Raw genomic sequence first — 24,222 nt, 5'->3', positions numbered from 1 at the left:
CATGGCACGCTGGCTCAAATACCTCCTGCTCGCGCTGGTCCTCGCCGGTCTCGCCTTCGCCGCCTACGAGGCCCTGCGCCCCAAGCCGATCCCCGTCGATATCGCCGTCGTGACCACCGGCCCTCTCACCGTCACCGTCGACGAGGAAGGCATCGCCCAGTACCGCGACGTCTACACGGTGTCGGCGCCCTATGCGGCCCGAACCGAGCGCAGCCCCCTGCATGTCGGCGACCGGCTGGTAGCCAATCGTAGCCTGATCGCCACGCTGCATCCGATCGATCCCAGCTTCATCGACATGCGCTCGGAAGGCGAATTGGCCGCCGCAGTCGGCGTCGCCCGCGCGGGGATCGAACTGGCCGAGACCGACCTGACCTTTGCCGCGACGGATCTCAAGCAGGCCGAATCGGAACTGCAACGTGCCGAGAAGCTGAAGGCGACCAACATCATCTCCGCCGCCGCGCTGGAGGCGGCAAGAACCGCCGTCGAACTCAAGCAGGCCGCGCTGCAGCGCGCTGAGAACCAGGTGGCGCTCCGGCAGAGTGAACTGGTGAGCGCCCAGGTGCGGCTGATCCAGCCGGACGACGCGCCCTCGGTCGGCTCCCTCTCCGACCGCTGCGTTCCCCTGCTCTCGCCGACCGACGGCGTGGTGATCTCGGTGCCGGTGGAGAGCGAGGCGGTGGTGCCGGCCGGCACCGCCCTCGCCGAGATCGGCGACCCGCGCCGGCTGGAGGTGGTCGTCGACCTGCTCTCCTCGGACGCGGTCCGGGTGCGCGAGGGCGCCACGGCCATCATCGCCGACTGGGGTGGACCCGATCTGACGGCCAAGGTGCGCCGCATCGAGCCGACCGCCTTCACCAAGGTGTCCGCCCTGGGCATCGAGGAACAGCGGGTGAATGTGCGGCTCGACATGGATCCGACCGACGCCGAGACGCCGCTGCCCGGCCACCGCTACCGCGTCTTCGTCAGGATCGCGCTCTGGCAGGCCGACGCCGTCCGCCGGGTGCCGCTCGGCGCGCTGTTCCGCTCGGGCGACGCCTGGAATGTATATGTGGTCGAGGACGGCCGCGCAGTCATGCGGCCAGTCGACATCGATCACCGCGACGACGCGATGGCCGAACTGCGGGACGGCGTGCCGGAGGGCGCGCGGGTCATCCTGTTTCCCAGCGACAGCGTCACCGACGGCGTCAGCGTCGAGTCCCGCGATGCGGATGCGCTTTGAAGGCTGAAGATGCGATGCCGGGACGCTGCGTCCGAGAATACGCGTCACATGAGTTTGCCGAACGGTGCTGCGCCGTCCGGCACGCTGCAACGGTCAATCGCCGGTCTGCGAGTCCTGCGGGGACACGACGACGCTGTCGGTCTGTTCGGACGTGGTCCGGGTGGAATCCGGTTCCAGCGTATCGCCATCGGGCTGTGTCGAATAACCGATCGCTCCGACGATGAAATAACCGACCACGATGAGGAAGAGACCGGCGATCAGGATCAGGAGGACGGGACGCCCCCTGCTTCCCTGCCGGGCCTCGGTCGAACTGACTTTCTTGACCATGCGTGCTCCGCTTCGTGTTCCAACTCAAGGGGTGAAACAGTGCGTGGCGCGATAGGTTGCGGATCGATTGGCGAGCACATTGCCGCATGCCCGTCGCAGACTGACCGGCCCCGCCTCGACACAACCGCCCGGACAATGACGGACGGGCTGGCGGCACGCGCGATTGCGCAGGCGATGGCGACGCGCAAAGGGACAAGCCCAAGCGCCGCGCCGTGAACGGCACGGACAGGCCGTGTCGTCTCAGAAATCATGCTGCGATGTCATGTGGGAAAGCTGGTCGGAGCGAGAGGATTCGAACCTCCGACCCCCTGAACCCCATTCAGGTGCGCTACCAGGCTGCGCTACGCTCCGACTGCGTCACTCCTAGAGGCCGGACGCTTTCGGTGCAACAGGAAAATCGGCGCGAAAGCGCCATCGTCTGATGTCGATCGGCGGCGCATGCGGGTGGCCCGGAACGCGGCGGCGGCGACGCGATGGTAGCCCCGCAATCGCGGCCCGTACCGGCCGATCAGCGGACCTGATCGAGCAGGCGCTTGCACTCGAGAAGTTCGAGAATCACGTCGTCGAGGGCGGCGATGCTTTCGGCCGGAAGCCCCATGCCGGCATCCGCGGCAGGCTCGCGATAGCGCTTCAGGAAACCGCCGCGCGGCTTCGCCGGCTCGTCCGGCTCCCGGATCTCGGGTTCGGGAGCGGCCATGGGCGCCGGCGCGGCCTCGGCCGCCGATGGCTCGGGCAACGGTTCGGTGGCGATCAGATCGAGATCGTGCAGCGGCGGCTGGGGCGCCTCGGCCGCGGGCGCGGCGGCAGCGGGCGTCCGGCCAGCCTGGATCTGGGCCAGCGCCGCCATGTCGCCGGTCCCTATGGCAACGACGAAGCGCGGACCGTTCTCCCTGAGGATCCGCTGCACGCCCTTGATGGTGAAGCCCTTGACGTAGAGCAGGTAGCGGATGCCGCGCAGGAGCTCGACATCGTCCGGCCGATAATAGCGGCGCCCCCCGCCCCGCTTCATCGGCTTGATCTGCTGGAAACGGGTTTCCCAGAACCGCAGCACATGCTGAGGCAGGTCGAGTTCGTCAGCGACCTCGCTGATGGTCCGGAAGGCGTCGGCGCTCTTGTCGGTCATGGTCGCAATCGTCGAGCCGTTTCGGCTATTCGGCCGCCGCGTTCAGCATGGCCATGGATTCGGTCTCTTTGTCGGCGCTGCCGCCGTCCTGGCGCTGCACATGCGCCTCGACGATCCGGTCCTTGAGGACGTTGGAGGGCTTGAACACAGCAACGCGGCGCGGAAGGATCGGCACTTCTTCGCCGGTCTTCGGATTGCGGCCGATCCGCTCGTTCTTCTCGCGCACCAGAAACGACCCGAAGGACGAGATCTTCACCGATTCCCCGCTGGCGATCGTCGAGCACATCTCGTCGAGGACCATTTCCACCAGCTGCGCCGACTCGGTTCGCGACAGCCCGATCTTGCGAAAGACGGCCTCCGAAAGATCCGCTCTGGTGAGAGTTCTCTCTCCCATCAATGTCCCCTAACTTTGCCGGAAGACCGCAGGGCGAAACATGCGGGCAGCGCCTTGTTCGTTGCGAACATTAACGAAAACAGCATGTGAATCAAGGATCGATGTCTACCAGCGGATCAGAACTGCCCCCCACGTAAACCCGCCGCCCATCGCCTCCAGAAGGACGAGGTCGCCGCGCTTGATCCGGCCGTCCCGCACGGCCGCGTCGAGCGCCAGCGGAATCGAGGCGGCGGAGGTGTTGCCGTGCTGATTGACGGTGATCACCACCTTTTCCGGCGCGATTCCCAGCTTGCGTGCCGAGGCGTCGATGATCCGGCGATTGGCCTGGTGCGGCACGAACCAGTCGACGTCGTCCGGGCCGATGCCGGCCGCCGCGAAGGATTCCTCGATGACGTCGGTGATCATTCCGACCGCATGCTTGAAGACCTCGCGGCCCTCCATGCGCAGCTTGCCGACGGTGCCGGTGGTGGACGGGCCGCCATCGACATAGAGCTTGCCCTGATGGGAGCCGTCCGAGCGCAGCTTGCTGGTGATGATGCCCTGGGCCGACCCGACATCGGCCGCGTCCGCGGGCACCGCTTCCAGCACCACCGCGCCGGCGCCGTCGCCGAACAGGACGCAGGTCGAGCGGTCTTCCCAGTCGAGAATGCGCGAAAAGGTTTCCGCGCCGATCACCAGCGCCCGCTTGGCGGCGCCGCCCTTCAGATAGAGATCGGCGGTCGTCAGCGCGTAGACGAAGCCGCTGCACACCGCGTGGACGTCGAAGGCGAAGCCATGGGTGATGCCCAGCTTGTGCTGCACCTGCACGGCGGAGGCCGGAAAGGTGTTGTTCGGCGTGGCGGTCGCCAGGATGATCACGTCGATATCGGCGGGTGTCAGGCCGGCCGCGTCCAGCGCCTTGCGGGCCGCGCCCTCGGCGAGCGACACCGTCGTCTCACCCTCGCCCGCAATATGGCGCGCCTCGATGCCGGTGCGCTGGCGGATCCACTCGTCGGAGGTCTCGACGATGCCGGCGAAGTCCTGGTTGCGCATCGTGCGTGCGGGCAGAACGGAGCCCGTGCCGCGGATCACGGATCGGATGGACATCGTCATTGACTGCTGCTCTCGGGGGGCGCCGGTACGTCGTCGGACACACGCAGGTGAAAGTTTTCCAGGTCGGCTTCGATCTTCTCGCGCAGGCCGTGCCGGGCCATCGCATGGGCGAGATCGATCGCCGCCGCGATGCCTTCGGCGTCGGTCCCGCCATGGCTCTTGATGACGATGCCGTTGAGGCCGAGGAAGACGCCGCCATTGACCTTGCGCGGATCCATCTTGTCGCGCAGCCGCTGGAAGGCGCTGCGGGCGAGCAGATAGCCGGCGCGGGCCATCCAGGTCCGGTTCATCGCCGCCTTCAGATAGGCGCTGATCTGCCGGGCGGTGCCCTCGGCGGTCTTCAGGGCGATGTTGCCGGTGAAGCCCTCGGTCACCACCACGTCCACGGTTCCCTGTCCCAGATCGTCGCCCTCGACGAAGCCGCGATAGTCGATACCCGGGATCGGCGTCTCCTTGAGCAGGCGCCCCGCCTCGCGGATCTCGTCCTGGCCCTTCACCTCCTCGACGCCGATATTGAGGAGGCCGACCGTCGGCCGCTCGACGCCGAAGAGCGCGCGCGCCATGGCGCCGCCCATCATCGAGAAATCGATCAGCTGCTGGGCGTCGGCGCCGATCGTGGCGCCCACGTCCAGAACGATGCTCTCGCCGCGCAGGGTCGGCCAGATCGCCGCGATGGCCGGGCGCTCGATATTGGCCATGGTGCGCAGGCAGAATTTCGCCATCGCCATCAGGGCGCCGGTGTTGCCGGCCGAGACCGCGACGTCCGCCTCATGGGTCTTCACCGCCTCGATGGCGCGCCACATGGACGATTTGTACCGCCCCTGCCGCAGCGCCTGGGACGGCTTGTCATCCATGCGGATGGAGATCTCGCAATGGTGGAAGGTCGAGGCCGCCTTCAGTTCGGGATGCTGGTCGAGCACCGGCAGCACCGCCTCGCTCTGACCGAACAGCACGAACCGCGTGCCCGGATGCCGCTGGAGCGCGATGGCAGCTCCCGGCAAGACGACGGAAGGGCCGTGGTCGCCGCCCATGGCGTCGACCGAAATCGTGATACCAGTGTTTGAAATCAATGGTCTCTCGCCTTTGCGCACGGCGTCCTGGCCGCGCGGCGCGAAGATATCGGTTTACGCGTGAACAGCAACCGCCGAATTGAAACAGTCATTCGCCCTTGGCGTCCTTGGTCTCGCGCGGCACCAGGGTGGTGAGCACGTCGAAGGCCGAGCGGACGCCCGCCTTGGGGTCGGGATCGGTGTCGACGGCCTCGAAGGCGACGTCGGATTCGCGCGGATAGGGATCGAGCCCCAGCGACACCGCTTCCATCAGGAACGGCCCGACGTCGATCTGCGGTCCACGGAAGGTCTCCGGCGGGTCCTCGCTTTCCAGATCGACATGGATCTCGTTCTCGCCGGTCTGGGGCACCGGCGCCAGCCGCGAGCCTTCCGGCACGAAGGTGGTTTCGAACGCCTCGTTCAGCGCCTGGCTGACCGGCTCCAGCGTCACGACGCTCTCCTGGACCAAGGTGGCGCGCAGGCTGCCCTTCACCTTCACCCCTTCGCCGCGCCAGCGCGAGGCGGTGAGGTCGGCCCGCAGCTCGCGAACCTCCAAGATATCGAGATGCCGGGCCAGCGCGGCACGCTCGGCCTCGTTCGCCTCGTAGTGGATCTCGAGGCCGTCGCGCGGCAGCTTCTCGGCGGCGATGTGAAGTCGGATCGGGTCGGGCCCGGTCTGCGGATTGCTCATGGTCTGGTCCCTGGTTGGAGCGTGCCGGCCAGGATCGTCTCGGCCGCGATCGCTCCAAATCGCTCGTTTTCCGCCATCATGTAGGTCGCAAGGCGCGCGCTTGCATCCTCCGGCGCATCCGCCGGCACCGCCCGGCCTTTCAGGCCAGCCGAAAGGGCCGCCGCGTCGCCAGCGTCGAGCGCGGCATCATAGACCGACACCCGCTCGTAGAAGACGCCGGCCAGCTTGCGCATGCGCTTGGGCACGGACGGATCGCCGACGCCGAGTTCGCGGATCGAATCCTCGATGTCGGTGATGAAGCGATCGACCACCTCCTGCGCCAGCGGCCGCAGGGTCGGCTCGTCCCGGCAGCGCCGCAGGAACAGGAAGACGTGCACCGACAGCGCCTCGAAGCGTCCCATCACCGTGTCGGGAATAGCGCAGGCGAGATAGAGGTCGTCCTGGCGCGACCGGATCACCAGCGCGGCGTAGAGATCGTCGACGACCTCGCGGTTGCGCGCCTTGAGACGACGGTTGGCTCTGAAACGTTGAAACATTGCTGGGCCGATCGATGGCTACACTGCCACGGGCGGTGCCACAGCGCCGGATCGATTGCAACGCTCCCGCAGGTGCTTTACCAAAACGCATCCGCCGCGCTCGCGCGTCAGCCGGAGGCGTCCGCTTGCGGACATCCCGCCGGCCGGCACTCCCGCGTCGCGGCAACGGACCTGCCAGCCGCGTATCGGCGATGGCCTCAAGGAGTAAGACAGCGTGAAGCCTTCCGTCCGACTCAAGCGCCCTCTCCTCGCCTCGGCCGCCGTTCTGGCCGCACTGGCCCTGTCGAACTGCACGACCAGCGAAGTGCTGACCCAGGGCTACGTGATCGACGAAAAGACCGTCGAACTCGTGCCGGTCGGCTCGAGCCGCGAACAGGTGCTGCTGGCACTGGGCTCGCCCTCGACCACGGCGACCTTCGACAACGAGGTGTTCTACTACATCTCGCAGAAGCGGGTCCGGCCGGTCGCCTTCATGAAGCCGCAGCTCGTCGACCAGCGCGTCCTATCGGTCTATTTCGACGGCGAGGGCCGGGTCGAGCGCATCGCCAATTACGGCCTGCAGGACGGCCAGCCCTTCGACTTCATCTCGCGCACCACGCCGACCGGCGGTCAGGACCGCACCTTCCTCGGCCAGATCCTGTCCGATACCGGCAGCGGCTCGCCGGGCCCGAACCTCTAGGGTTTGCCGAGACCGCTACCGCGTCACCGAAAAGGCCCCGCAGGTTTTCGCCTGCGGGGCCTTTCTTGTTTCGGCTCAGCCGCGATCAGTTGTGCGCCAGCACCGCGAGCAGCAGCAGCGCGACGATGTTGGTGATCTTGATCGCCGGATTGACCGCCGGTCCGGCCGTATCCTTGTAGGGATCACCCACCGTGTCGCCGGTCACCGAGGCCTTGTGGGCGTCGGAGCCTTTCTCGTGACGCACGCCTGCGCTGTCCACGAAGCCGTCCTCGAAGGACTTCTTGGCATTGTCCCAGGCCCCGCCACCGGAGGTCATCGAGATGGCGACGAAGATGCCGGTGACGATGACACCGAGCAGCATCGCGCCCACCGCCGAGAACGCCTGGCTCTTGTCGGCGATCAGATAGACGCCGAAATACACCACGATCGGCGCGAGCACCGGTAGCAGCGACGGCACGATCATCTCGCGGATCGCCGATTTGGTCAGCAGGTCGACGGCCCGTGCATAGTCCGGCCGCTCGGTGCCGGCCATGATGCCCGGCTTCTCGCGGAACTGCCGACGCACCTCGTCCACCACAGAGCTCGCGGCGCGGCCGACGGCTGTCATGGCAATACCGCCGAACAGGAACGGGATAAGGCCGCCGAGCAGCAGACCGACCACGACGAAGGGGTTGGTCAGGGCGAAATCCGGTTCCACGCCCCGGAAATACTCGAAGCCGTTGCCGGCATTCGCCTGCTCGACGAAATAGGCCAGATCGTAGTTGTAGGCCGCGAACAGCACCAGCGCGCCGAGACCGGCCGAGCCGATCGCGTAGCCCTTGGTGACCGCCTTCGTCGTGTTGCCGACAGCATCGAGCGCGTCGGTGGACTTGCGGACATCCGCCGGCAGGCCGGCCATTTCGGCAATGCCGCCGGCATTGTCGGTGACCGGACCGAAGGCGTCGAGCGCCACGATCATGCCGGCGATGCCGAGCATGGCCGTCACGGCGATGCCGGTGCCGTAGAGCCCGGCAAGCTGGAAGGTCGAGATGATGCCGGCGACGATGACGATCGTCGGCAGCGCCGTCGATTCCAGCGAGATGGCAAGGCCCTGGATGACGTTGGTGCCGTGGCCCGACACCGACGCCTCGCTGATCGAGCGGACCGGCCGGAAGCCGACGCCTGTGTAGTACTCGGTAATCCAGACGATCAGGCCGGTCACCACGAGGCCGATGATGCCGCAGACGAACAGGTTGAGACCGTTGATGGTCATGCCCGACGCTGCTTGACCGATGTCGCCGAAGCCGATGGTCGCCCAGGTGGCGACGGCGATGCCGACGATCGACAGGAGCGTCGTCGCCCACAGGCCCTTGTAGAGCGCGCCCATGATCGAGCCGTTCGAACCGAGACGCACGAAGAACGTGCCGACGATCGAGGTCAGGATGCAAGCACCGCCGATCGCCAGCGGGTAGATCATGACGCTTTCGATGATGTCGGTGCCGGCGAAGAAGATCGCGCCGAGCACCATGGTCGCGACGACGGTCACGGCGTAGGTCTCGAACAGATCGGCTGCCATGCCGGCGCAGTCGCCGACATTGTCGCCCACATTATCGGCGATGGTCGCCGGGTTGCGCGGGTCGTCCTCGGGAATGCCGGCTTCCACTTTGCCGACGAGATCGCCGCCGACATCGGCGCCCTTGGTGAAGATGCCGCCGCCGAGGCGGGCGAAGATCGAGATCAGCGAGGCGCCGAAGCCGAGCGAGACCAGCGAGTCGATGACCGTGCGATCGGACACGTCGAGGCCGATCCAGACCGTCAGGACGTAGAAATACACGGTGACGCCGAGAAGCGCGAGACCGGCAACCAGAAGGCCGGTGATGGCGCCGGACTTGAAGGCGATGCCGAGGCCGAGGCTGAGCGAGCGCGAGCAGGCCTGCGCCGTGCGCACATTGGCCCGGACCGAGACGTTCATGCCGATAAAGCCGGCCAGACCGGACAGGACCGCGCCGATGACGAAGCCGACCGCCGCGTAGATCGACAGGAGCAGCGCGGTGACGATCGCCACGACCACGCCGACAATGGCGATCGTCGTGTACTGGCGGGCGAGATAGGCCTGGGCACCTTCGCGGATGGCCCCGGCGATTTCCTGCATCCGGGCATTGCCCTGGTCGGCCGCAAGGACCGATCGCGTCGCCCAGCCCGCATAGGCAAGAGCCAGCAGCCCGCACAGGGCCACCACTATGAGAATTGTCGGCATGCTGTCCCCTCGATCCGTGCCGGTTTGGTCCGGCAATCTTCGATTGTTCTGCCGAAGACGGGGAAGGCTCCCCGCCTTGCCAAGCGGGTCGAGGTTATATGGAGTCGGCAAGCCGTCAAGCGCCGTGATCTTCGGCACGACGCGGTCGCGGTCAGGCCGGAATTCAGGCTCGTGTCCGTCCGGGCCGGACGGGCGCCCGGCACGAGGATCTCAGTCGGCGGCCGATTGCAGCGGCGCGAAGCGCGCCTGCAGGACGAGAACCACGAGACAGACCAGCACCACCGGGAAGACGACCATGTTCATCGTCTCCCATCCGGCGGCCACGAAGGTGCGCCCCGACAGGAAGGAGGCCAGCGAGACCGACGAGAACAGGACGAAGTCGTGCAAGCCTTGCGTCTTGTTCTTCTCGGACGGGCGATAGGTCTCCGCCACGATGGCGGTCGAACCGATGAAGCCGAAGTTCCAGCCGAGACCGAGCAGGATGAGGCCGGTCCAGAACTGCCAGACCGCGAGACCCGACAGGGAGACGGCGGCGCTAGCGGCCAGCAGCAGCAGGCCGGTCGCGACGATGCGTTCCTTGCCGAAGCGCTGGATCAGCCGGCCGGTGAAGAAGCTCGGACCGAACATCGCCAGGACATGCCACTGGATGCCGAGCGTGCTGATGTCCTTGGACAGGCCGCAGCCGACCATGGCCAGCGGCGCGCCGGTCATCACGAAGCTCATCATGGCGAAGCTGCCGACACCGCAGCACAGGCCGGCCAGGAACCGCGGCTGCGCCACGACCGTCGCCAGCGGCCGCGCCGGCAGGAGATCGGCCGGATGCCCCTCGTCGGGACTGTCCGGAATGCGCAGGAAGGACAGGATGGCGGCGCCGGCAAGGCCCAGGAAGACCAGCCCGATGAACGCGCCGGCAAATTCCACCGGCAGGAACAGGTCGGCCGTATAGCGCACCGTCTGAGGGCCGATCACCGCGGCGAAGATGCCGCCGGCCAGGACGATCGAGATCGCCCGCGACTGGAACGAGCGGCGCGCGCCGTCGGTGGCGGCGAAGCGATATTGCTGGACGAAGGAGCCGCCGACGCCGATCAGCATCAGCGCGAAGGCGAACAGCCAGAAGCTTTCCTGGAAGAGCGCGGTCGCCGCGACGAGGCCGCCGGCCGAGGTGACCAGGGCCCCCGAGATGAAGCCGTAGCGCCGGCCGACGGCGCGCATCAGGGCGGCTGCCGGAAGTGCACCGAGGGCGACGCCGAGATTGTAGCCGGTCACCGGCAGGGTCGCGAGCGACTTGTCGGCCAGGAGAAGCCAGGAGCCGGCCAGGCCGCCGATCGAGATGGCGACGGGCCCGGAGGCGCCGCACAGCGCCTGTGCGGCGGCCAGGATGATGGCGTTGCGACGGACGGTCTTTTCGCCGAGCACCGGCCCGGGGGCTGGCGTTCTGGCGACCGGGGCGCTCACGCCGAGGGCTCACCGCCGGCTGCGCCGCGACGCGCGGTCCGGGTCTCGCCGGGCTTCTCGGCCCGTACGCGGCGCGCCACGCGGTCGAGCACGGCATTGACCAGGCCGGGTTCGTCGCCGGTGTAGAAGGCCTTGGCGACGTCGATATATTCCGACACGATCACCGCGACCGGCACATCCTTGCGGTTGGACAATTCGTAGGTGCCCGCCCGCAGGATCGCCCGCAGGGTCGTGTCGATGCGCGACAGCGGCCAGTCGGTCGGCAGCGAGGCGTGGATCTTGGGATCGATCTCGGTCTGGCTGCGCACGACTCCGGACACCACGTCGCGGAACCAGCCGGCATCGGCCTCGCGATAGGTCTCGCCGTCGATCTCGCTGCCCAGCCGGAAATTCTCGTATTCGGCGACGGTCTCCAGCAGCGCGGTGCCGCCGACTTCCATCTGGTAGAGGGCCTGAACGGCCGCGAGCCGTGCCGCGCCGCGCTTGTTGGCCTGCTTGACCGGCCGCGCCTGAGGTTCGGAACTGGACATGATCAGGCTCCCATCCGCTCGCGCAGGGCAATCATCGCCAGCGCCGTACGGGCCGCGGCACCGCCCTTGTCCTTGCGCTTCGGGTCGGCCCGGTCGCGGGCCTGTTCCTCGTTCTCGACGGTCAGAATGCCGTTGCCGAGCGCGATCGACTCATGAACCGTCAGGTCGGTCAGCGCCCGGCCCGATTCATTCGACACCAGCTCGAAATGATAGGTCTCGCCGCGGATCACGCAGCCGAGTGCGACAAAGCCGTCATACTCGGTGCCCGATTCATCCGCTGCGCCGAGGGCGAAACCGATCGCGGCCGGAATTTCCAGCGCACCGGGAACGGTGACGACGTCGAAATCGGCGCCGGCTTCCGTCAGCGCCGCCGTCGCACCGTCCAGAAGGAGGTCTGCGATGGGGTCATAGAAGCGGGCCTCGACGACGAGGAGATTCAGCTTGGCAGCCATTGCGGTATCCTTCGGGGAAGCGATGGCGTGGGTTACCCCTCGCGCGCCCTGCACGCAACAGGATGGAGGCGGCGAAAGCGTGTCGTGACGGGCAAAACCGGCAAAGACATGCAGAAAAGACGATAGGTCTTCGGCTCGCTCGGAGCCTCAGCTCTCCGCCGACCGTGCGCCGAACAGCCGTTCGGCATAGCGCGCGATCTGGTCGACCTCGAGATTCACCCTGTCGCCGGCTTTTCGCGTGCCCCAGGTGGTCACGTCCAGTGAGTGGCGGATCAGGAGAACGTCGAAGCGGTCGCCGTCGACGCCGTTCACCGTCAGCGAAGTGCCGTCGAGGCAGACGGAGCCCTTGCGGGCGATGAAGCGGCTGAGGTCGCCAGGCGCCTGCAGGGTGAAGCGGACGGCCTCGCCCTCCTCGGTGACGGTGACGATCTCCGCCTGCCCGTCCACGTGACCCGAAACGAGATGCCCGCCGATCTCGTCGCCGATCTTCAGCGACCGCTCGAGATTGAGAGCGCTCCCCTCCTCCCAGCTTCCGGCCGTGGTCAGACGCAGCGCCTCCTCCCAGGCTTCCACCTCGAACCAGCGGTCGGCGTCGCCCGCCTGTGGCAGCGCCGTCACGGTCAGGCAGACGCCCGAGCAGGCGATGGATGCGCCCAGCGCGATCCCGGCCGGGTCGTATCGGGTGGCGACGCGGAAGCGGCGGCCGGCGTCGAGGCGCTCGGTGCGGACGATCCGGCCGACGTCGGTGACGATCCCGGTGAACATCAGGCGGCCCTTCTCTCGAACTCGTACCAATGGTCGTCGCCGAAGCGATATTCGCGGACCAGGCGGAAGCGGCTGCGCGCCGTGGCGACGTCGATCGGCGCGCGCACGCCCTCCTCGCCGATCTCCACCGGCCCCTGCACCAGGATCAGCCGGTCGACAAGATCGCTGTCGAGGAAACTGGCGCCGGTCTCGGCACCGCCCTCCACCAGCACGCTCGCAACGCCCGTCGCCGCCAGATCCTCCAGCAGTTCGGGCAGTGCGATGCGGCCGGTCTCCGGATCAGCCTCGCAGGCGATGAACTGCACGCCCTGCCGGGCCAGCGCCGCCCGGCGTTCGGGATCGGCGCTGGCGAGGGTGGCGATCAGCGTCGGCGTCTCGGAGGCAGTGCGCGCGATGGTCAGCTCCGGTGGGGTCCGCAGCCGCGGATCGAGCACAATGCGGTTGGGCGACCGGTCGGCCATGCCCGGCAGACGGCAGTCGAGCCGCGGATCGTCTTCCTGCGCGGTCCCGGCGCCGATCAGAATCGTATCGTGGCGGGCCCGCGCCAGATGGGTCTGGGCGTCGGCGACCGCACCGGTGATCTTCACCTGGCCGCCGCCGCGAATGCCGATCCGGCCATCGCGGGACAGCGCCATCTTCAAAAGGATTTCCGGGCGGCCCGCGCCGTGCCGTGTCAGATAGCCCGAGATGGGCGCGGCGGCTTCTGCGGCCATGACGCGCGGCGTGACCGACAATCCGCCGGCCCGCAGGATCGCGTGGCCGCGGCCGTCGACACGCGGGTCGGGATCGGCCGCCGCCGAAACGACGCGCGTGATTCCCGCCGTCACCAGCGCCTCGGCGCAGGGTGGCGTGCGGCCGTGATGGGCGCAGGGCTCCAGCGTGACATAGGCGGTGGCGCCGCGCGCAAGCTCACCGGCTTCGGCGAGCGCGCCCGTCTCGGCATGCGGCCGGCCGCCGATCGCGGTGACACCGCGCCCGACGATGCGCGGGCCGGTTCCGTCGTCGCGTACGATCAGCGTCGCGACGGAGGGGTTGGTCGCCGTGCGTCCGACATGGCGCTGGGCGTAGCGGATGGCGGCCGCCATGAAGCGCCGGTCGACGTCGGTGGCCGGTCGTTCGGGGCTCGTCGTCAAAGTGCCCTGCCCGGTCACGAGGGTGTCTCGTCGGGCGCGGTCTCGTCCTCGTCGATCGCCGCGGGGCCGTCGCCGCGTCCCAGCTCGCCGATCAGCGACTGGAAATCGCGAGCCTCGCGGAAATCGCGATAGACGGAGGCGAAGCGAACATAGGCCACGTCATCGAGCCCCTTCAGGGCTTCCATGACCATTTCGCCCAGCGCTTCGGACCGCACTTCCTGTTCGCCGGACTGCTCGAGCCGGCGCACGATGCCGGAGATCAGCCGCTCGACCCGGTCGGGATCGACGGAGCGCTTGCGCAGCGCCACCTCGACCGAACGGGCCAGCTTGTCGCGATCGAACGGCACCTTGCGGCCGGACTTCTTCAGCACCTGAAGCTCGCGGAGCTGAATGCGCTCGAAGGTCGTGAAGCGACCGTTGCAATCGGGACAGACGCGCCGGCGCCGGATCGTGCCGCCATCCTCGGCGGGGCGCGAATCCTTCACCTGACTGTCCTGCGAGCCGCAATAGGGACAGCGCATGGCACCTCTTCGATCCTGGAAGCGATCATGCGTGCTGATGGCCGCCGCGCATGATCCCTGGCTGGGCCGTGCCGGCCCGGGCGGCTGTCAGAGGCCTTCGTAGATCGGGAACCGGTCCGTCAGCGCGACGACCTTCTCCTTCACCGCAGCCTCGACGGCGGCGTTGCCCTCTTCGGAATTGGCCGCCTTCAGGCCGTCGAGCACCTCGACGATCATCCGGCCGACTTCCTGGAACTCCGGCACGCCGAAGCCGCGGCTGGTGGCCGCGGGGGTGCCGAGCCGGATGCCCGAGGTCACCATCGGCTTTTCCGGGTCGTTGGGCACGCCGTTCTTGTTGCAAGTGATGTTGGCCCGGCCGAGCGCCAGTTCCGACGCCTTGCCGGTCAGGCCCTTCGGCCGCAGATCGACGAGCATCAGATGGGTGTCGGTGCCGCCCGAGACGATGTCGACACCGCCCTCGCGCAGCGTTTCCGCCAGCGCCCGGGCGTTCTCACAGACCGCCCCGATATAGGAGCGGAAGCCCGGCGTCAGCGCCTCGCCGAAGGCCACGGCCTTTCCGGCGATGACGTGCATCAGCGGTCCGCCCTGCAGCCCCGGGAACACCGCCGAATTGATCTTCTTGGCGATCGCCTCGTCATTGGTCAGGACGATGCCGCCGCGCGGCCCGCGCAGAGTCTTGTGGGTCGTCGAGGTGGCGACATGGGCGTGCGGGAACGGGCTCGGGTGAAGCCCAGCGGCGACGATGCCGGCGAAATGCGCCATGTCGACCCACAGATACGCCCCGACCTTGTCGGCGATCGCCCGGAAGCGGGCGAAGTCGATCTGCCGCGAATAGGCCGAACCGCCGGCCACGATGATCGCCGGCTTGTTCTCGACGGCCAGCGCCTCGACCTGGTCGTAGTCGATCAGGCCGGTCTCCAGATCGAGACCGTACTGCACGGCGTTGAACCAGCGGCCCGACAGATTGGGCTTGGCGCCGTGGGTCAGATGGCCGCCGGCGTCGAGGCTCATGCCGAGCAGCGTATCGCCCGGCTTCGAAAGGGCAAGCAGCACCGCCTGGTTGGCCTGGCTGCCGGAATTGGGCTGCACATTGGCGAATTCGCAGCCGAAGAGCTGCTTGACCCGGTCGATCGCAAGCGTCTCGACGACGTCGACGAACTCGCAGCCACCGTAGTAGCGCCGGCCCGGATAGCCCTCGGCATATTTGTTGGTCAGCACCGAGCCCTGCGCCTCGAGCACGGCGCGCGACACGATGTTCTCGGACGCGATCAGTTCGATCTCGTGACGCTGGCGCGACAGTTCGTTGCCGACGGCGCCGAAGATGTCGGGGTCGCGGTCGGCCAGCGAGGCGGTGAAGAAATCGCCGAACTCGCGCGACGCATCGTTACGAATGGCCTGGCTCATGATGGTCTCCTTCGGGCGGCGCGGCGACCCGGCGGGGTTCTGCCACGAGATGGCTGCGCCAATACCATAGCCGCTTGCGCAGCACCAACGGCGAAAGGCCGCGCATGAAAAAGGCCGGGCGCACGCTGCACCCGGCCCGCATGTCGTCGCGTTGGCGTGGCTCAGTAGCCGTCGTCACCGCGGGCATAGGGGTTCTGCTGGTTCGGCGCATAGGCCGTCGCCGTCAGTTCGCTCATCGCCAGCTGCTCGACACCGTCGCGGTGATAGATGTCGTCGCGGAACTGCACGACCGTCGGATCGGTCGCCCAGGCGGTGATGTAGGTGAAATGCACCGGCACCGGGTTCTCAAGGTCGATGTCCTGACGCTCGCGGGCGGCGATCACCTGCTCGATGCGCTGGCGATCCCAGCCCGGCACGTCGCGGGCCAGCCAGACGATCAGGTCGCGCACGTTCTGCACGCGCACGCAGCCCGACGATTCGAACCGCATCAGCTCCGAGAACAGGCTCTGCTGCGGCGTGTCGTGCATGTAGACCGCATGCGGGTTCGGGAAGTTGATCTTCACCGACGCCATCGCGTTGATCTTGCCCGGATCCTGGCGGAACAGGTACTTCACCGCCTCTTCCGTGTTCCAGTCGATCGTCTGCGGCGGGATTTCCTGACCATTGCCGTCGAAGATGCGGATGGCGTTCCGCTCCAGATAGGTCGGGTCCTTCTGCATCAGCGGGATGATGTCCTTGCGGACGATCGACACCGGCGCATGCCAGTACGGGTTCAGGTTGAGATTGGTGATGCGCGAGTCGAGGATCGGCGTCTGCCGGTCGACCTTGCCGACGACCGCCGTATGGCGCTGCACGACGCGGCCATTCTCCACGGCCTCGATCGAGGCGGCCGGAATGTTGACCACGACGTAGCGCTGGCCGAGATCGGTGGCGACCTTCTCGCGAAGACGCTGCAGATTGGTCTGGAGCTGGCCGAGACGCAAATCGGCGCCGACATTCATCGCCTTGTAGGTGTGGCCCGAGACGACGCCGTCGGCCGGGAGGCCGTGGCGGGCCTGGAAGCGCTTCACCGCCGCATCGACATAGGTGTCGAAGGCGGGCGACCCGCCGGCATTGCTGCCGAGGTCGCCGGCAATCGCCAGGCGCTGCCGCAGCACCGGCACGGTGCGCGACTGCACGCCGATCTTCAGCGTCTCGCCTTCCGGCACCATTGGCCAGCCACCGCCCTGCACGATGGCGGAATAGCTGTTGATCGCCTCCTGCAGCGAATAGATCGTGTTTTCGGAGAGCACCGGGGAGTTCGAGGCGACCTGACGGACGTTGGAGCCGCGCGTGTCGAACTGATCGTCCCAATTGCCGCGCGTCGGCGCCTGCAGCAGTTCGCCGAGGGCGTTCTGCGCAAAGGCGGCACCGGGCAGCATCGCTGCACTGGCGGCCGCCGTGCCGAGCACGAAGCGACGGCGGCTGAGCCGCTTGCCGTTGCACGCGTCGTTGGAAATCGTCATCGAAACTCCTCGTGGATATGCACGTCCCTGCAGAACCTAGCCCGTCATGGTAAACGGAAGCTGACGGGTCTTGCCGGATTCGCCCGCTGACCAAGCGTTACAAGCTCGTAACGCACTCCAATATGGCCAAAGCATGAAGCCGGAAGTCCGCCTGGCGCGGCCTTGCGGACTATCGTCGCGACCCGTGTCCGAACGGCCACCAGGCTCTCCCGCGATTCACGCAAGCGTGAAGACAAACGCTTGGCGCCACAGGGCTTTTCCTCTCGCACCCGACAGCAGGGGCTGGAAAGCGCACGAGGTGCGCCCTATAACTCATGCACGGATGATACGCTGCGATTCGATGTCTGCCGCCCTGCCTCTAGCAGGCGCCGCGCAGGCTCGCCGCGACACAATCTTTACAGGCAACTTGCCGCCGCCAGACCGAGGCAAGTTCAATGCAGTTGATATGATGATGATCTGCTTTGCGCGCGCCGGGATGGCCTGCGCGCCGAGCGGAACGAGAGAGGAACCGGCCCCATGATGGAAGTGCTGCGCGAAAGACTCGCCGAACGTTCGATGCTGCGCGGCAGCGACCCCTCGGGCACCCAGACCGGGACGATCCCCTATGCGGTGGTCGGCGACCAGCCCGTCTTCCTGCTGATCACCTCGCGCCGCACCGGCCGCTGGATCTTTCCGAAGGGCTCCCTGATGGAGGGCCTGGCCCCCTGGGAGAGCGCCGCGCAGGAAGCGCTCGAGGAGGCCGGCGTCCAGGGCCATGTCGAACAGGCCCCGCTCGGCACCTACCGCACGCTCAAGCGCGGGCTTCGCCAGACCAAGGTCCTCGACGTGACGCTCTATCCGCTGCGGGTCGAGCAGCAGCACGACGCCTGGCAGGAAATGCGCCAGCGCTACCGGCACTGGGCAACCTTCGCCGAAACCCGCCGCCTGCTGACGGAAAAGCCGGTCGTCGAGCTGACCGAGAAGCTCTACCGCCGGCTGACCGCTAGCTGACGACCATCGCCGACATGGCGAGGTAGAGCAGCGCCGAGAGCAATGCTGCCGCAGGAACCGTGATCACCCAGGCGGCGGCGATGCCGAACAGGTGCTGACGCCGCACCAGACGCCGCCGTTCGCGCTTCTGGAAATTGGCGATCGCCTCCTCGGGCGTCGCGTTCAGCCGCGACGTCTTCAGGAACAGCGTCCGCGGCTGCACCCCGGGATTGACCAGCCCGCGGTTCGACTTGAACTCGCGCAGGAAGCCGACGCCGAAGATCGCGCCCACCGCGATATGGGTCGAGGACACCGGCAGGCCGAGGCTCGAGGCCAGCAGCACCGTGATCGCGGCCGACAGGGCGACGCAATAGGCGCGGATCTCGTTCATCTTGGTGATCTTCTCGCCGACGGTGCGGATCACCCGCGGCCCGAACAATGCGAGGCCGACCGCGATGCCGATCGCGCCGATCGACAGCACCCAGAGCGGCAGGACCACCTGCCCGTCGGCAGTCGATCCCGACGTGGCAGTCGCCACGATCGCGGCCAGCGGTCCGACCGCATTGGCGACGTCGTTGGCGCCATGGGCAAAGGACAGCAGCGCGGTCGCGAAGATCAGCGGCGGCACGAACAGGCTGCTGATCGTCTTGATGCGGCTGTCCATCCCCGTGGAACGCCGACGGATCCAAGGCCGGGCGACGAGCCAGCCGACGATGGCGAACGCGAGCCCGCCCGCAAGCACATGCGCCAGCTCCGGCTTCCACAGCCGCTTCAGGCCCTTGGTCATCAGATACATGGCGAAGATGCCGGACATCAGCGCCACCAGCACCGGCACCCAGCGCCGGGCCGCCGCGAGACGGTCCTCGCGGTTGAGAATCAGGGTCTCGACCAGTGCCAGGAGCAGCGCGGCAATGCCGCCGCCCAGCGCCGGCGAAATGATCCAGCTGGCGACGATCGCGCCCAGCATCGGCCACGCGACGATCCCGGCGCCGGCTGCCGCGACGCCGGAGCCGACGACGCCGCCGACAATGGCGTGGGTGGTGGAGATCGGCGCGCCGAAGACGGTCGCGAGGTGAATCCACAGGCCGGCGGCGAGGAACGCCGCCATCATGATCAGGATGAAGTCGATCGCCTCCATCGCCGCGTGCGGCTGCAGGAGATCGCGAGAGATCGTGCTGACCACGTCGCCACCGGCGATGATGGCGCCCGCGCCCTCGCAGACAGCGGCGATCGCCAGCGCACCGGCCAGCGTCAGCGCCTTCGACCCAACGGCCGGGCCCATGTTGTTGGCAACGTCGTTGGCGCCGACATTCAACGCCATGTAGCCGGCGATCACCGCGGCGATGACGACGAGATAGGTCAGCGGACCATCGGCCACGAAGACGCTGGCCAGCGCCATCGCCCCCAGAAGGAAGAGCACCGCCATGCCGGGCGCCGCGACCGAGCGGGCCGAACCGTAGGTGGCCGTTTCCAGTGAAACGACCTTTTTCAGATCCTTGTCGAGGGCGCTTTTCGGCATCGCTAGAAGACTGCTCCGTCACATGATGTCGGGCGCCCTTAGCACATGTGTTCCCCGATGCACGCCGCGGCTCACGATGCCGGCGCCGCTGTCGCACAAGCGCCACGGCGTCTTCGCCGGCCTCTACGTACCCGATACGGCAACAGCCGGCAGGGTCACCTGCCGGCTGTTGATTGCAAGGCGAAGAACGGTGGCGCTAGTCGGACTTGTGCTCCGGCTTGCCCTTGCGCTGGGTCGACGCCATGTCGTCGAGCTCTTTCTCGCTCATCGATTCGTACATGCCTTTCGACGCGCCCTGCAGATCAGAGACCTTGGTGTCACCGCGCTTGGCGGACAGGGCCGCGCCGGCGGCCTTCTGCTGTGACTTGGACTGAGCGGGCATGGATACCTCCTCAAGTTGCCTCGACCGCGAAACGTCAAGGCGCCGATGCCGTTCCCGACCACCGCCATCCGGTGGGCCACCGATCTGCGGAAGGGCGGGCACGTGAAATCGATGCGTTCCGCCTCGCCGCAGTCGGAACGAAACGGCGCGCCGTGCGTCGTCGAAGCACCGCCGATCGCCAAGCGCCCTAAACAGCCACCGCCGAGCCATGATGATCCCAACGCGCTTCTTCGACCGTGACGTCGTGTCCGTCGCCCGGGACCTGATCGGTGCGACGCTCGTCGTCGACGGCACCGTCGGCGGCACGATCGTCGAGACCGAGGCCTACGACCAGCAGGACCCCGCCTCCCACAGCTTCAAGGGCGCCACGGCGCGCAACGCCGCGATGTTCGGCGAACCGGGTCGGGCCTATGTCTATCGCTCCTACGGCATCCACTGGTGCCTCAATTTCGTCTGCGAGGCGCCGGGCAACGCCAGTGCCGTCCTGATCCGGGCGATCGAACCGACGCTCGGCCTCGACGCCATGGCGGAGCGGCGCGGCCTCGCCGACATCCGCAAGCTCTGCGCCGGTCCGGGGCGACTCACCCAGGCTCTCGGCATCACCGGCGCGCAGGATGGCTGCCGCCTCGACGCGCCGCCGTTCCGGCTGGAGCCGGCAGCCGCATCGCCGCAGATCGTCGTCGGGCCGCGGATCGGCATCACCAAGGGCGCCGAGACGCCGTGGCGGTTCGGCCTCGCGGGCTCCCGCTTTCTCAGCGCCCGTTTTCCGGTCGATGCCGGATCGGGCGCCCCATGAACCCATTGCGGCCCCGTCACGGGCCACCACCTACACGTGACCGATCGCCGCCGGTCCGGCACGGGCCGACGAGTTGCGTTGCGCCGCCCGATGGCCGACCCTCGCGCGGCGATTCCCGGAGACGATGATGCAGCAAGAAGGACGCCGGTCCGCCGGGCCGGCCAAGACCGATCCCCTGTTCGACAGGAACGGCCCGACGCAGGCGACCAATGCCGGCGCGACGGCCGATCCGCGTGAGATGCTGCGGACGGTCTTCGGCCACGCGGCCTTTCGCGGCCAGCAGGAAGCGGTGGTCGATCAGGTCGTCGCCGGCGGCGATGCCGTCGTCCTGTTCCCGACCGGCGCAGGCAAGTCGGTCTGCTACCAGATCCCGGCACTCTGCCGCCCGGGCGTCGGCATCGTCGTCTCGCCGCTGATCGCGCTGATGCACGACCAGGTCGAGGGTCTGCGCCAGGCCGGCGTCAACGCTGCCTCCCTGAACTCGTCCATGAGCGACGAGGAGCGCGACACGGTGCGCGCCGACCTTCTCGCCGGCAGGCTCGACCTTCTCTACGTCACGCCGGAGCGGATCGTCAGCGAGGGGTTCCGGCGCACGCTGTCACGTGTCCGCATCGCCCTCTTCGCCATCGACGAAGCCCATTGCGTCAGCGCCTGGGGTCACGATTTCCGGCCTGAATACCGGCTGCTCGAAACCCTTGCCGACGACTTTCCTTCGGTGCCGCGGATCGCCCTGACCGCGACCGCGGATCAGACGACGCGGGCCGACATCATCGAGCGTCTGCGGCTGACCGACGCGCCGGTCTACATGACCAGCTTCGACCGGCCGAACATCCGCTACGCCATCGTCGAGCGCGACAATCCGAAGAAGCAGCTCCTGTCGTTCCTGGAACGCCACGAAGGCGCCAGCGGCATCGTCTACTGCCTGTCACGCCGCAAGGTGGAAGAGACGGCGGCCTGGCTGAACACCCAGGGCATCCGCGCCCTGCCCTACCATGCGGGCCTCGACGCCAGCGTGCGCGCCGCCAACCAGTCCGCCTTCCTCAACGAGGAGAATCTCTGCCTCGTCGCGACGGTGGCCTTCGGCATGGGCATCGACAAGCCGGACGTGCGCTTCGTCGCCCATCTCGACCTGCCCTCGTCGGTCGAGGCGTATTACCAGGAGACCGGCCGCGCCGGGCGTGACGGCCAGCCGAGCGACGCCTGGATGGCCTACGGCATGCAGGACGTGGTCCAGCGCCGGCGGATGATCGATCAGGGCGGCTCGGAGGAAACCATCAAGCGGGTCGAGCGCGCCAAGCTCGACGCCCTTCTGGCCATTTGCGAGACGGCCGACTGCCGCCGCGCCGCCATCCTCGCCCATTTCGGCGAGCATCACGAGGGGCGGTGCGGCAATTGCGACACCTGCCTGTCTCCGGTCGAGACCTGGGACGGCACCGAGGCGGCGGTCAAGCTGCTCGCCGCCGTCTACCGCACCGGCGAACGGTTCGGCTCGGGCCATGTGATCGACGTTCTCACCGGCAAGGCGACCGACAAGGTCGTGCGCGCCGGCCAGGACGGCATCCCGGTCTTCGGCGCCGGCAAGGATACCGAACAGCGTGTCTGGCAGTCTGTCGCCCGGCAGCTCACCGCATCGGGCCTTCTGACCATCGACCACGCCGCTTTCGGCGCCCTGAAGCTGGGCGAGGATGCCCGCGCCGTGTTCCGCGGCGAGCGCAAGGTGATCCTGCGCAAGGACCGGGTCCGCAAGGCCACCCAGTTCCGCCGCAGCGACCATGCGACGGAAGGGATGGACGAGACCGCGGCGACATTGTTCGAGGCGCTGCGCCAGGAGCGGCTGCGGCTCGCCAAGGAGCAGCAGGTCCCGCCCTACATGGTGTTTTCCGACGCCACCCTCAGGGCCATGGCCGAGCGGCGGCCACACGATGCCGACGCCTTGCACGCGGTTCCCGGCGTCGGTCTCGCCAAGCTGGAACGCTACGGCGACACCTTCCTCGCTGTCATCGCCGATGCGGCGGAACGCGCCTGACGGCGATATTTCGCCGTCGCATGCGCGATCATTTGCTGGTAAATCATTCGCGGAAAACAGCTATCGCGCGAGCGGAGGATGTAAAACGCATCCTCTGCCGCTTGCGCGTGATGCCGTTTCCTTTACATATTCCGCAATCCGAACATGTCCAAGCTGAGACCACCATGGGTAAATACCGAGACCACCGCGACACGCGCCGCCGCGGATTCGATGATGACGGCGCCTTGCCGGCGGAGCGGGATGCCGAGCCGAGCTACTTCCAGCGCTCGTCGCCCGCTGGCGGGTCCGGCGGATCGCTGCCGTCCGACGCCGAAGTGATGTGGTTCAACGCCACCAAGGGCTTCGGCTTCGTGAAGGCTGCCGACGGCACCGAGGCATTCCTGCACGTGCGGGCCCTCGAGGCGGCCGGCGCCAGCGCCGACGGCGTGACCGAAGGCACCCGCCTCACGGTCCGGATCGACCAGGGCCAGAAGGGCATGCAGGTCACCGAGGTGCTTTCGGTCGCGGCCGGCTCCGGCAACCCCGCACCGGCACGCGCCCGTCCCGCGCCCCAGCGGCAGGGCGGCGGTGCTCCCGGCGGTCCCGAGGAAGAGGCCACCGGCACGGTCAAGTGGTACAATGCCGACAAGGGCTTCGGCTTCATCGGCCTCGACGACGGCGCCGGCAAGGACGTCTTCGTCCATGCCACGGCCCTCAACCGTTCCGGCCTGACCACCCTCGCCGACGGCCAGAAGGTCACCGTCCGCTTCGTCCAGGGCAACAAGGGCCCGGAAGCACGGACCCTCAGCGCCGACTGATACGCCGCGGGGCAGGCCTTCCCGCCTGCCCCGCCGGCAGCCGTCCGCAGCGCCATGCCGCGCGGACCGCATCCTGCCAGCGGCACCCTGCCCGCTCCGGCCCTGCGGCCCTGCCGCACATTCTCTCCGATTTCTGACTGCAAGCCACGACGCCGGCCTTTGTTCGCTGTGCGATACCGGCCCCTGAAACGCAAAACACCGGTCAGGCTTGTCGCCTGGACCGGTGTCTTTACGTTCGCACTGCTGCGGCCGCGGGGCCGCGCCAGAACTTACTTGTTGTTGACGGCGTCCTTGAGACCCTTGCCGGCAGCGAACTTCGGCACGTTGCGGGCCGGGATGTCGACCTCGGCACCGGTCGAGGGGTTGCGGCCCTTGGAGGCGGCGCGATGCGACACCGAGAAGGTGCCGAAGCCGACGAGGCGGATGTCGTCGCCCTTCGCCATGGTGGCCTGCAGCGTGTCGAACACCGCGTCCACTGCGGAGCTGGCGTCCTGCTTGGACAGGTCAGCCTTCTCGGATACGGCGGCGATCAGTTCATTCTTGTTCATGGATACCCTCCTTTTATCGTTCGCGCATCTTAGCGATCCGTGAGTACGGCCGCGACTTTCGCGGATGATACAAC

At 67.7% G+C, this 24,222-nt stretch carries 25 protein-coding genes and 1 tRNA gene; 6 read left to right on the top strand and 20 right to left on the bottom strand.

Going from position 1 to position 24,222, the window contains the following annotated elements:
• Position 1 precedes the first annotated feature (1 nt).
• Complete coding sequence (locus J3367_RS04975) at positions 2-1,219, top strand: efflux RND transporter periplasmic adaptor subunit (protein ID WP_024351410.1); 1,218 nt, start codon at positions 2-4, stop codon at positions 1,217-1,219.
• 93 nt (positions 1,220-1,312) lie between these two features.
• Here J3367_RS04975 and J3367_RS04970 read toward each other — a convergent pair whose 3' ends face one another.
• The 8 genes from J3367_RS04970 to J3367_RS04935 form a co-directional block, all read right to left on the bottom strand.
• Positions 1,313-1,546 (bottom strand): hypothetical protein, encoded by a 234-nt coding sequence (locus J3367_RS04970; protein WP_024351411.1) that lies wholly within the window; start codon positions 1,544-1,546, stop codon positions 1,313-1,315.
• Positions 1,547-1,820: 274 nt separating this feature from the next.
• A tRNA-Pro gene (locus tag J3367_RS04965) sits at positions 1,821-1,897 on the bottom strand.
• Between the two features lie 157 nt (positions 1,898-2,054).
• Positions 2,055-2,669 carry a MerR family transcriptional regulator gene (locus J3367_RS04960; RefSeq protein WP_024351412.1) on the bottom strand — a complete coding sequence of 205 codons (615 nt, stop codon included), beginning with the start codon at positions 2,667-2,669 and terminating at the stop codon, positions 2,055-2,057.
• Between the two features lie 25 nt (positions 2,670-2,694).
• Positions 2,695-3,063, bottom strand: coding sequence for an integration host factor subunit alpha (locus tag J3367_RS04955; RefSeq protein ID WP_024351413.1), 369 nt, complete (start codon positions 3,061-3,063; stop codon positions 2,695-2,697).
• A gap of 105 nt (positions 3,064-3,168) precedes the next feature.
• Complete coding sequence (locus J3367_RS04950; RefSeq protein WP_029703409.1) at positions 3,169-4,149, bottom strand: beta-ketoacyl-ACP synthase III; 981 nt, start codon at positions 4,147-4,149, stop codon at positions 3,169-3,171.
• Positions 4,150-4,151: 2 nt separating this feature from the next.
• A complete protein-coding gene (gene plsX / locus J3367_RS04945) occupies positions 4,152-5,225 on the bottom strand; it encodes a phosphate acyltransferase PlsX (RefSeq protein WP_155898520.1) in 1,074 nt (357 codons plus the stop codon).
• An 88-nt stretch (positions 5,226-5,313) separates the two neighbouring features.
• Positions 5,314-5,895 carry a YceD family protein gene (locus tag J3367_RS04940; RefSeq protein ID WP_024351416.1) on the bottom strand — a complete coding sequence of 194 codons (582 nt, stop codon included), beginning with the start codon at positions 5,893-5,895 and terminating at the stop codon, positions 5,314-5,316.
• Positions 5,892-6,431 (bottom strand): ubiquinol-cytochrome C chaperone family protein, encoded by a 540-nt coding sequence (locus J3367_RS04935; protein ID WP_024351417.1) that lies wholly within the window; start codon positions 6,429-6,431, stop codon positions 5,892-5,894. Before J3367_RS04935 ends, J3367_RS04940 begins: the two co-directional genes overlap by 4 nt.
• Positions 6,432-6,645: 214 nt before the next feature.
• Between J3367_RS04935 and J3367_RS04930 the strand changes: the two genes are divergently transcribed.
• Complete coding sequence (locus tag J3367_RS04930) at positions 6,646-7,110, top strand: outer membrane protein assembly factor BamE (protein WP_024351418.1); 465 nt, start codon at positions 6,646-6,648, stop codon at positions 7,108-7,110.
• Between the two features lie 85 nt (positions 7,111-7,195).
• Here J3367_RS04930 and J3367_RS04925 read toward each other — a convergent pair whose 3' ends face one another.
• From J3367_RS04925 to J3367_RS04885, 9 genes are all read right to left on the bottom strand, one after another.
• Positions 7,196-9,346, bottom strand: coding sequence for a sodium-translocating pyrophosphatase (locus tag J3367_RS04925; protein WP_024351419.1), 2,151 nt, complete (start codon positions 9,344-9,346; stop codon positions 7,196-7,198).
• A gap of 210 nt (positions 9,347-9,556) precedes the next feature.
• Positions 9,557-10,801, bottom strand: a complete 1,245-nt coding sequence (locus J3367_RS04920; protein ID WP_244495433.1) for an MFS transporter — start codon at positions 10,799-10,801, stop codon at positions 9,557-9,559.
• Positions 10,798-11,331 carry a transcription antitermination factor NusB gene (gene nusB / locus J3367_RS04915; protein ID WP_024351421.1) on the bottom strand — a complete coding sequence of 178 codons (534 nt, stop codon included), beginning with the start codon at positions 11,329-11,331 and terminating at the stop codon, positions 10,798-10,800. The genes J3367_RS04920 and nusB overlap by 4 nt, the downstream gene beginning before the upstream one ends.
• Positions 11,332-11,333: 2 nt before the next feature.
• Positions 11,334-11,783: a 6,7-dimethyl-8-ribityllumazine synthase gene (locus J3367_RS04910; RefSeq protein WP_024351422.1), complete on the bottom strand. Its 450-nt coding sequence runs from the start codon at positions 11,781-11,783 to the stop codon at positions 11,334-11,336.
• A 147-nt stretch (positions 11,784-11,930) separates the two neighbouring features.
• Complete coding sequence (locus J3367_RS04905) at positions 11,931-12,548, bottom strand: riboflavin synthase (RefSeq protein WP_024351423.1); 618 nt, start codon at positions 12,546-12,548, stop codon at positions 11,931-11,933.
• A complete protein-coding gene (gene ribD / locus J3367_RS04900) occupies positions 12,548-13,699 on the bottom strand; it encodes a bifunctional diaminohydroxyphosphoribosylaminopyrimidine deaminase/5-amino-6-(5-phosphoribosylamino)uracil reductase RibD (protein WP_024351424.1) in 1,152 nt (383 codons plus the stop codon). The genes J3367_RS04905 and ribD overlap by 1 nt, the downstream gene beginning before the upstream one ends.
• Positions 13,696-14,202, bottom strand: coding sequence for a transcriptional regulator NrdR (gene nrdR, locus J3367_RS04895; RefSeq protein WP_024351425.1), 507 nt, complete (start codon positions 14,200-14,202; stop codon positions 13,696-13,698). Before nrdR ends, ribD begins: the two co-directional genes overlap by 4 nt.
• Before the next feature lie 87 nt (positions 14,203-14,289).
• Positions 14,290-15,606, bottom strand: a complete 1,317-nt coding sequence (glyA, locus tag J3367_RS04890; protein ID WP_009209296.1) for a serine hydroxymethyltransferase — start codon at positions 15,604-15,606, stop codon at positions 14,290-14,292.
• A gap of 161 nt (positions 15,607-15,767) precedes the next feature.
• Positions 15,768-17,111, bottom strand: a complete 1,344-nt coding sequence (locus J3367_RS04885) for a L,D-transpeptidase family protein (RefSeq protein ID WP_024351426.1) — start codon at positions 17,109-17,111, stop codon at positions 15,768-15,770.
• A 516-nt stretch (positions 17,112-17,627) separates the two neighbouring features.
• Here J3367_RS04885 and J3367_RS04880 point away from each other — a divergent pair.
• Positions 17,628-18,101 carry an NUDIX hydrolase gene (locus J3367_RS04880; RefSeq protein ID WP_024351427.1) on the top strand — a complete coding sequence of 158 codons (474 nt, stop codon included), beginning with the start codon at positions 17,628-17,630 and terminating at the stop codon, positions 18,099-18,101.
• On the opposite strand, the gene J3367_RS04875 is transcribed toward J3367_RS04880, so the two are convergent.
• Together J3367_RS04875 and J3367_RS04870 are read right to left on the bottom strand one after the other, a co-directional pair.
• Positions 18,094-19,599, bottom strand: a complete 1,506-nt coding sequence (locus tag J3367_RS04875) for an inorganic phosphate transporter (RefSeq protein ID WP_024351428.1) — start codon at positions 19,597-19,599, stop codon at positions 18,094-18,096. The two genes, J3367_RS04880 and J3367_RS04875, sit on opposite strands and share 8 nt — an antisense overlap.
• A 196-nt stretch (positions 19,600-19,795) precedes the next feature.
• On the bottom strand, positions 19,796-19,981 hold the full coding sequence (locus J3367_RS04870) for a DUF3008 family protein (RefSeq protein WP_024351429.1): 186 nt from the start codon (positions 19,979-19,981) through the stop codon (positions 19,796-19,798).
• A 211-nt stretch (positions 19,982-20,192) separates the two neighbouring features.
• Here J3367_RS04870 and J3367_RS04865 point away from each other — a divergent pair, with 211 nt between their 5' ends.
• The 3 genes from J3367_RS04865 to J3367_RS04855 all read left to right on the top strand — a co-directional run bounded on the left by J3367_RS04865 (position 20,193) and on the right by J3367_RS04855 (position 23,600).
• Positions 20,193-20,777, top strand: coding sequence for a DNA-3-methyladenine glycosylase (locus J3367_RS04865; protein WP_244495434.1), 585 nt, complete (start codon positions 20,193-20,195; stop codon positions 20,775-20,777).
• A gap of 127 nt (positions 20,778-20,904) precedes the next feature.
• Positions 20,905-22,803, top strand: a complete 1,899-nt coding sequence (gene recQ, locus J3367_RS04860; RefSeq protein ID WP_024351431.1) for a DNA helicase RecQ — start codon at positions 20,905-20,907, stop codon at positions 22,801-22,803.
• Between the two features lie 164 nt (positions 22,804-22,967).
• On the top strand, positions 22,968-23,600 hold the full coding sequence (locus tag J3367_RS04855; RefSeq protein ID WP_024351432.1) for a cold-shock protein: 633 nt from the start codon (positions 22,968-22,970) through the stop codon (positions 23,598-23,600).
• A 269-nt stretch (positions 23,601-23,869) separates the two neighbouring features.
• On the opposite strand, the gene J3367_RS04850 is transcribed toward J3367_RS04855, so the two are convergent.
• A complete protein-coding gene (locus J3367_RS04850; protein ID WP_277026358.1) occupies positions 23,870-24,214 on the bottom strand; it encodes an HU family DNA-binding protein in 345 nt (114 codons plus the stop codon).
• Positions 24,215-24,222 lie beyond the last annotated feature (8 nt).

The sequence above is a fragment of the Aurantimonas sp. NFXS3 genome (genome assembly GCF_049132005.1).
Classification (GTDB): domain Bacteria; phylum Pseudomonadota; class Alphaproteobacteria; order Rhizobiales; family Rhizobiaceae; genus Aurantimonas; species Aurantimonas coralicida.
This window is presented reverse-complemented; position numbering and strand designations above follow the sequence as displayed.

Bases quoted from the DNA above. Each gene is read 5' to 3' on its own strand.
- J3367_RS04975 (WP_024351410.1), top strand. From the start codon at position 2: ATGGCACGCTGGCTCAAATACCTCCTGCTCGCGCTGGTCCTCGCCGGT.
- J3367_RS04970 (WP_024351411.1), bottom strand. From the start codon at position 1,546: ATGGTCAAGAAAGTCAGTTCGACCGAGGCCCGGCAGGGAAGCAGGGGG.
- J3367_RS04960 (WP_024351412.1), bottom strand. From the start codon at position 2,669: ATGACCGACAAGAGCGCCGACGCCTTCCGGACCATCAGCGAGGTCGCT.
- J3367_RS04955 (WP_024351413.1), bottom strand. From the start codon at position 3,063: ATGGGAGAGAGAACTCTCACCAGAGCGGATCTTTCGGAGGCCGTCTTT.
- J3367_RS04950 (WP_029703409.1), bottom strand. From the start codon at position 4,149: ATGTCCATCCGATCCGTGATCCGCGGCACGGGCTCCGTTCTGCCCGCA.
- J3367_RS04940 (WP_024351416.1), bottom strand. From the start codon at position 5,895: ATGAGCAATCCGCAGACCGGGCCCGACCCGATCCGACTTCACATCGCC.
- J3367_RS04935 (WP_024351417.1), bottom strand. From the start codon at position 6,431: ATGTTTCAACGTTTCAGAGCCAACCGTCGTCTCAAGGCGCGCAACCGC.
- J3367_RS04925 (WP_024351419.1), bottom strand. From the start codon at position 9,346: ATGCCGACAATTCTCATAGTGGTGGCCCTGTGCGGGCTGCTGGCTCTT.
- nusB (WP_024351421.1), bottom strand. From the start codon at position 11,331: ATGTCCAGTTCCGAACCTCAGGCGCGGCCGGTCAAGCAGGCCAACAAG.
- J3367_RS04910 (WP_024351422.1), bottom strand. From the start codon at position 11,783: ATGGCTGCCAAGCTGAATCTCCTCGTCGTCGAGGCCCGCTTCTATGAC.
- J3367_RS04905 (WP_024351423.1), bottom strand. From the start codon at position 12,548: ATGTTCACCGGGATCGTCACCGACGTCGGCCGGATCGTCCGCACCGAG.
- nrdR (WP_024351425.1), bottom strand. From the start codon at position 14,202: ATGCGCTGTCCCTATTGCGGCTCGCAGGACAGTCAGGTGAAGGATTCG.
- glyA (WP_009209296.1), bottom strand. From the start codon at position 15,606: ATGAGCCAGGCCATTCGTAACGATGCGTCGCGCGAGTTCGGCGATTTC.
- J3367_RS04885 (WP_024351426.1), bottom strand. From the start codon at position 17,111: ATGACGATTTCCAACGACGCGTGCAACGGCAAGCGGCTCAGCCGCCGT.
- J3367_RS04880 (WP_024351427.1), top strand. From the start codon at position 17,628: ATGATGGAAGTGCTGCGCGAAAGACTCGCCGAACGTTCGATGCTGCGC.
- J3367_RS04875 (WP_024351428.1), bottom strand. From the start codon at position 19,599: ATGCCGAAAAGCGCCCTCGACAAGGATCTGAAAAAGGTCGTTTCACTG.
- J3367_RS04870 (WP_024351429.1), bottom strand. From the start codon at position 19,981: ATGCCCGCTCAGTCCAAGTCACAGCAGAAGGCCGCCGGCGCGGCCCTG.
- J3367_RS04865 (WP_244495434.1), top strand. From the start codon at position 20,193: ATGATCCCAACGCGCTTCTTCGACCGTGACGTCGTGTCCGTCGCCCGG.
- recQ (WP_024351431.1), top strand. From the start codon at position 20,905: ATGCAGCAAGAAGGACGCCGGTCCGCCGGGCCGGCCAAGACCGATCCC.
- J3367_RS04855 (WP_024351432.1), top strand. From the start codon at position 22,968: ATGGGTAAATACCGAGACCACCGCGACACGCGCCGCCGCGGATTCGAT.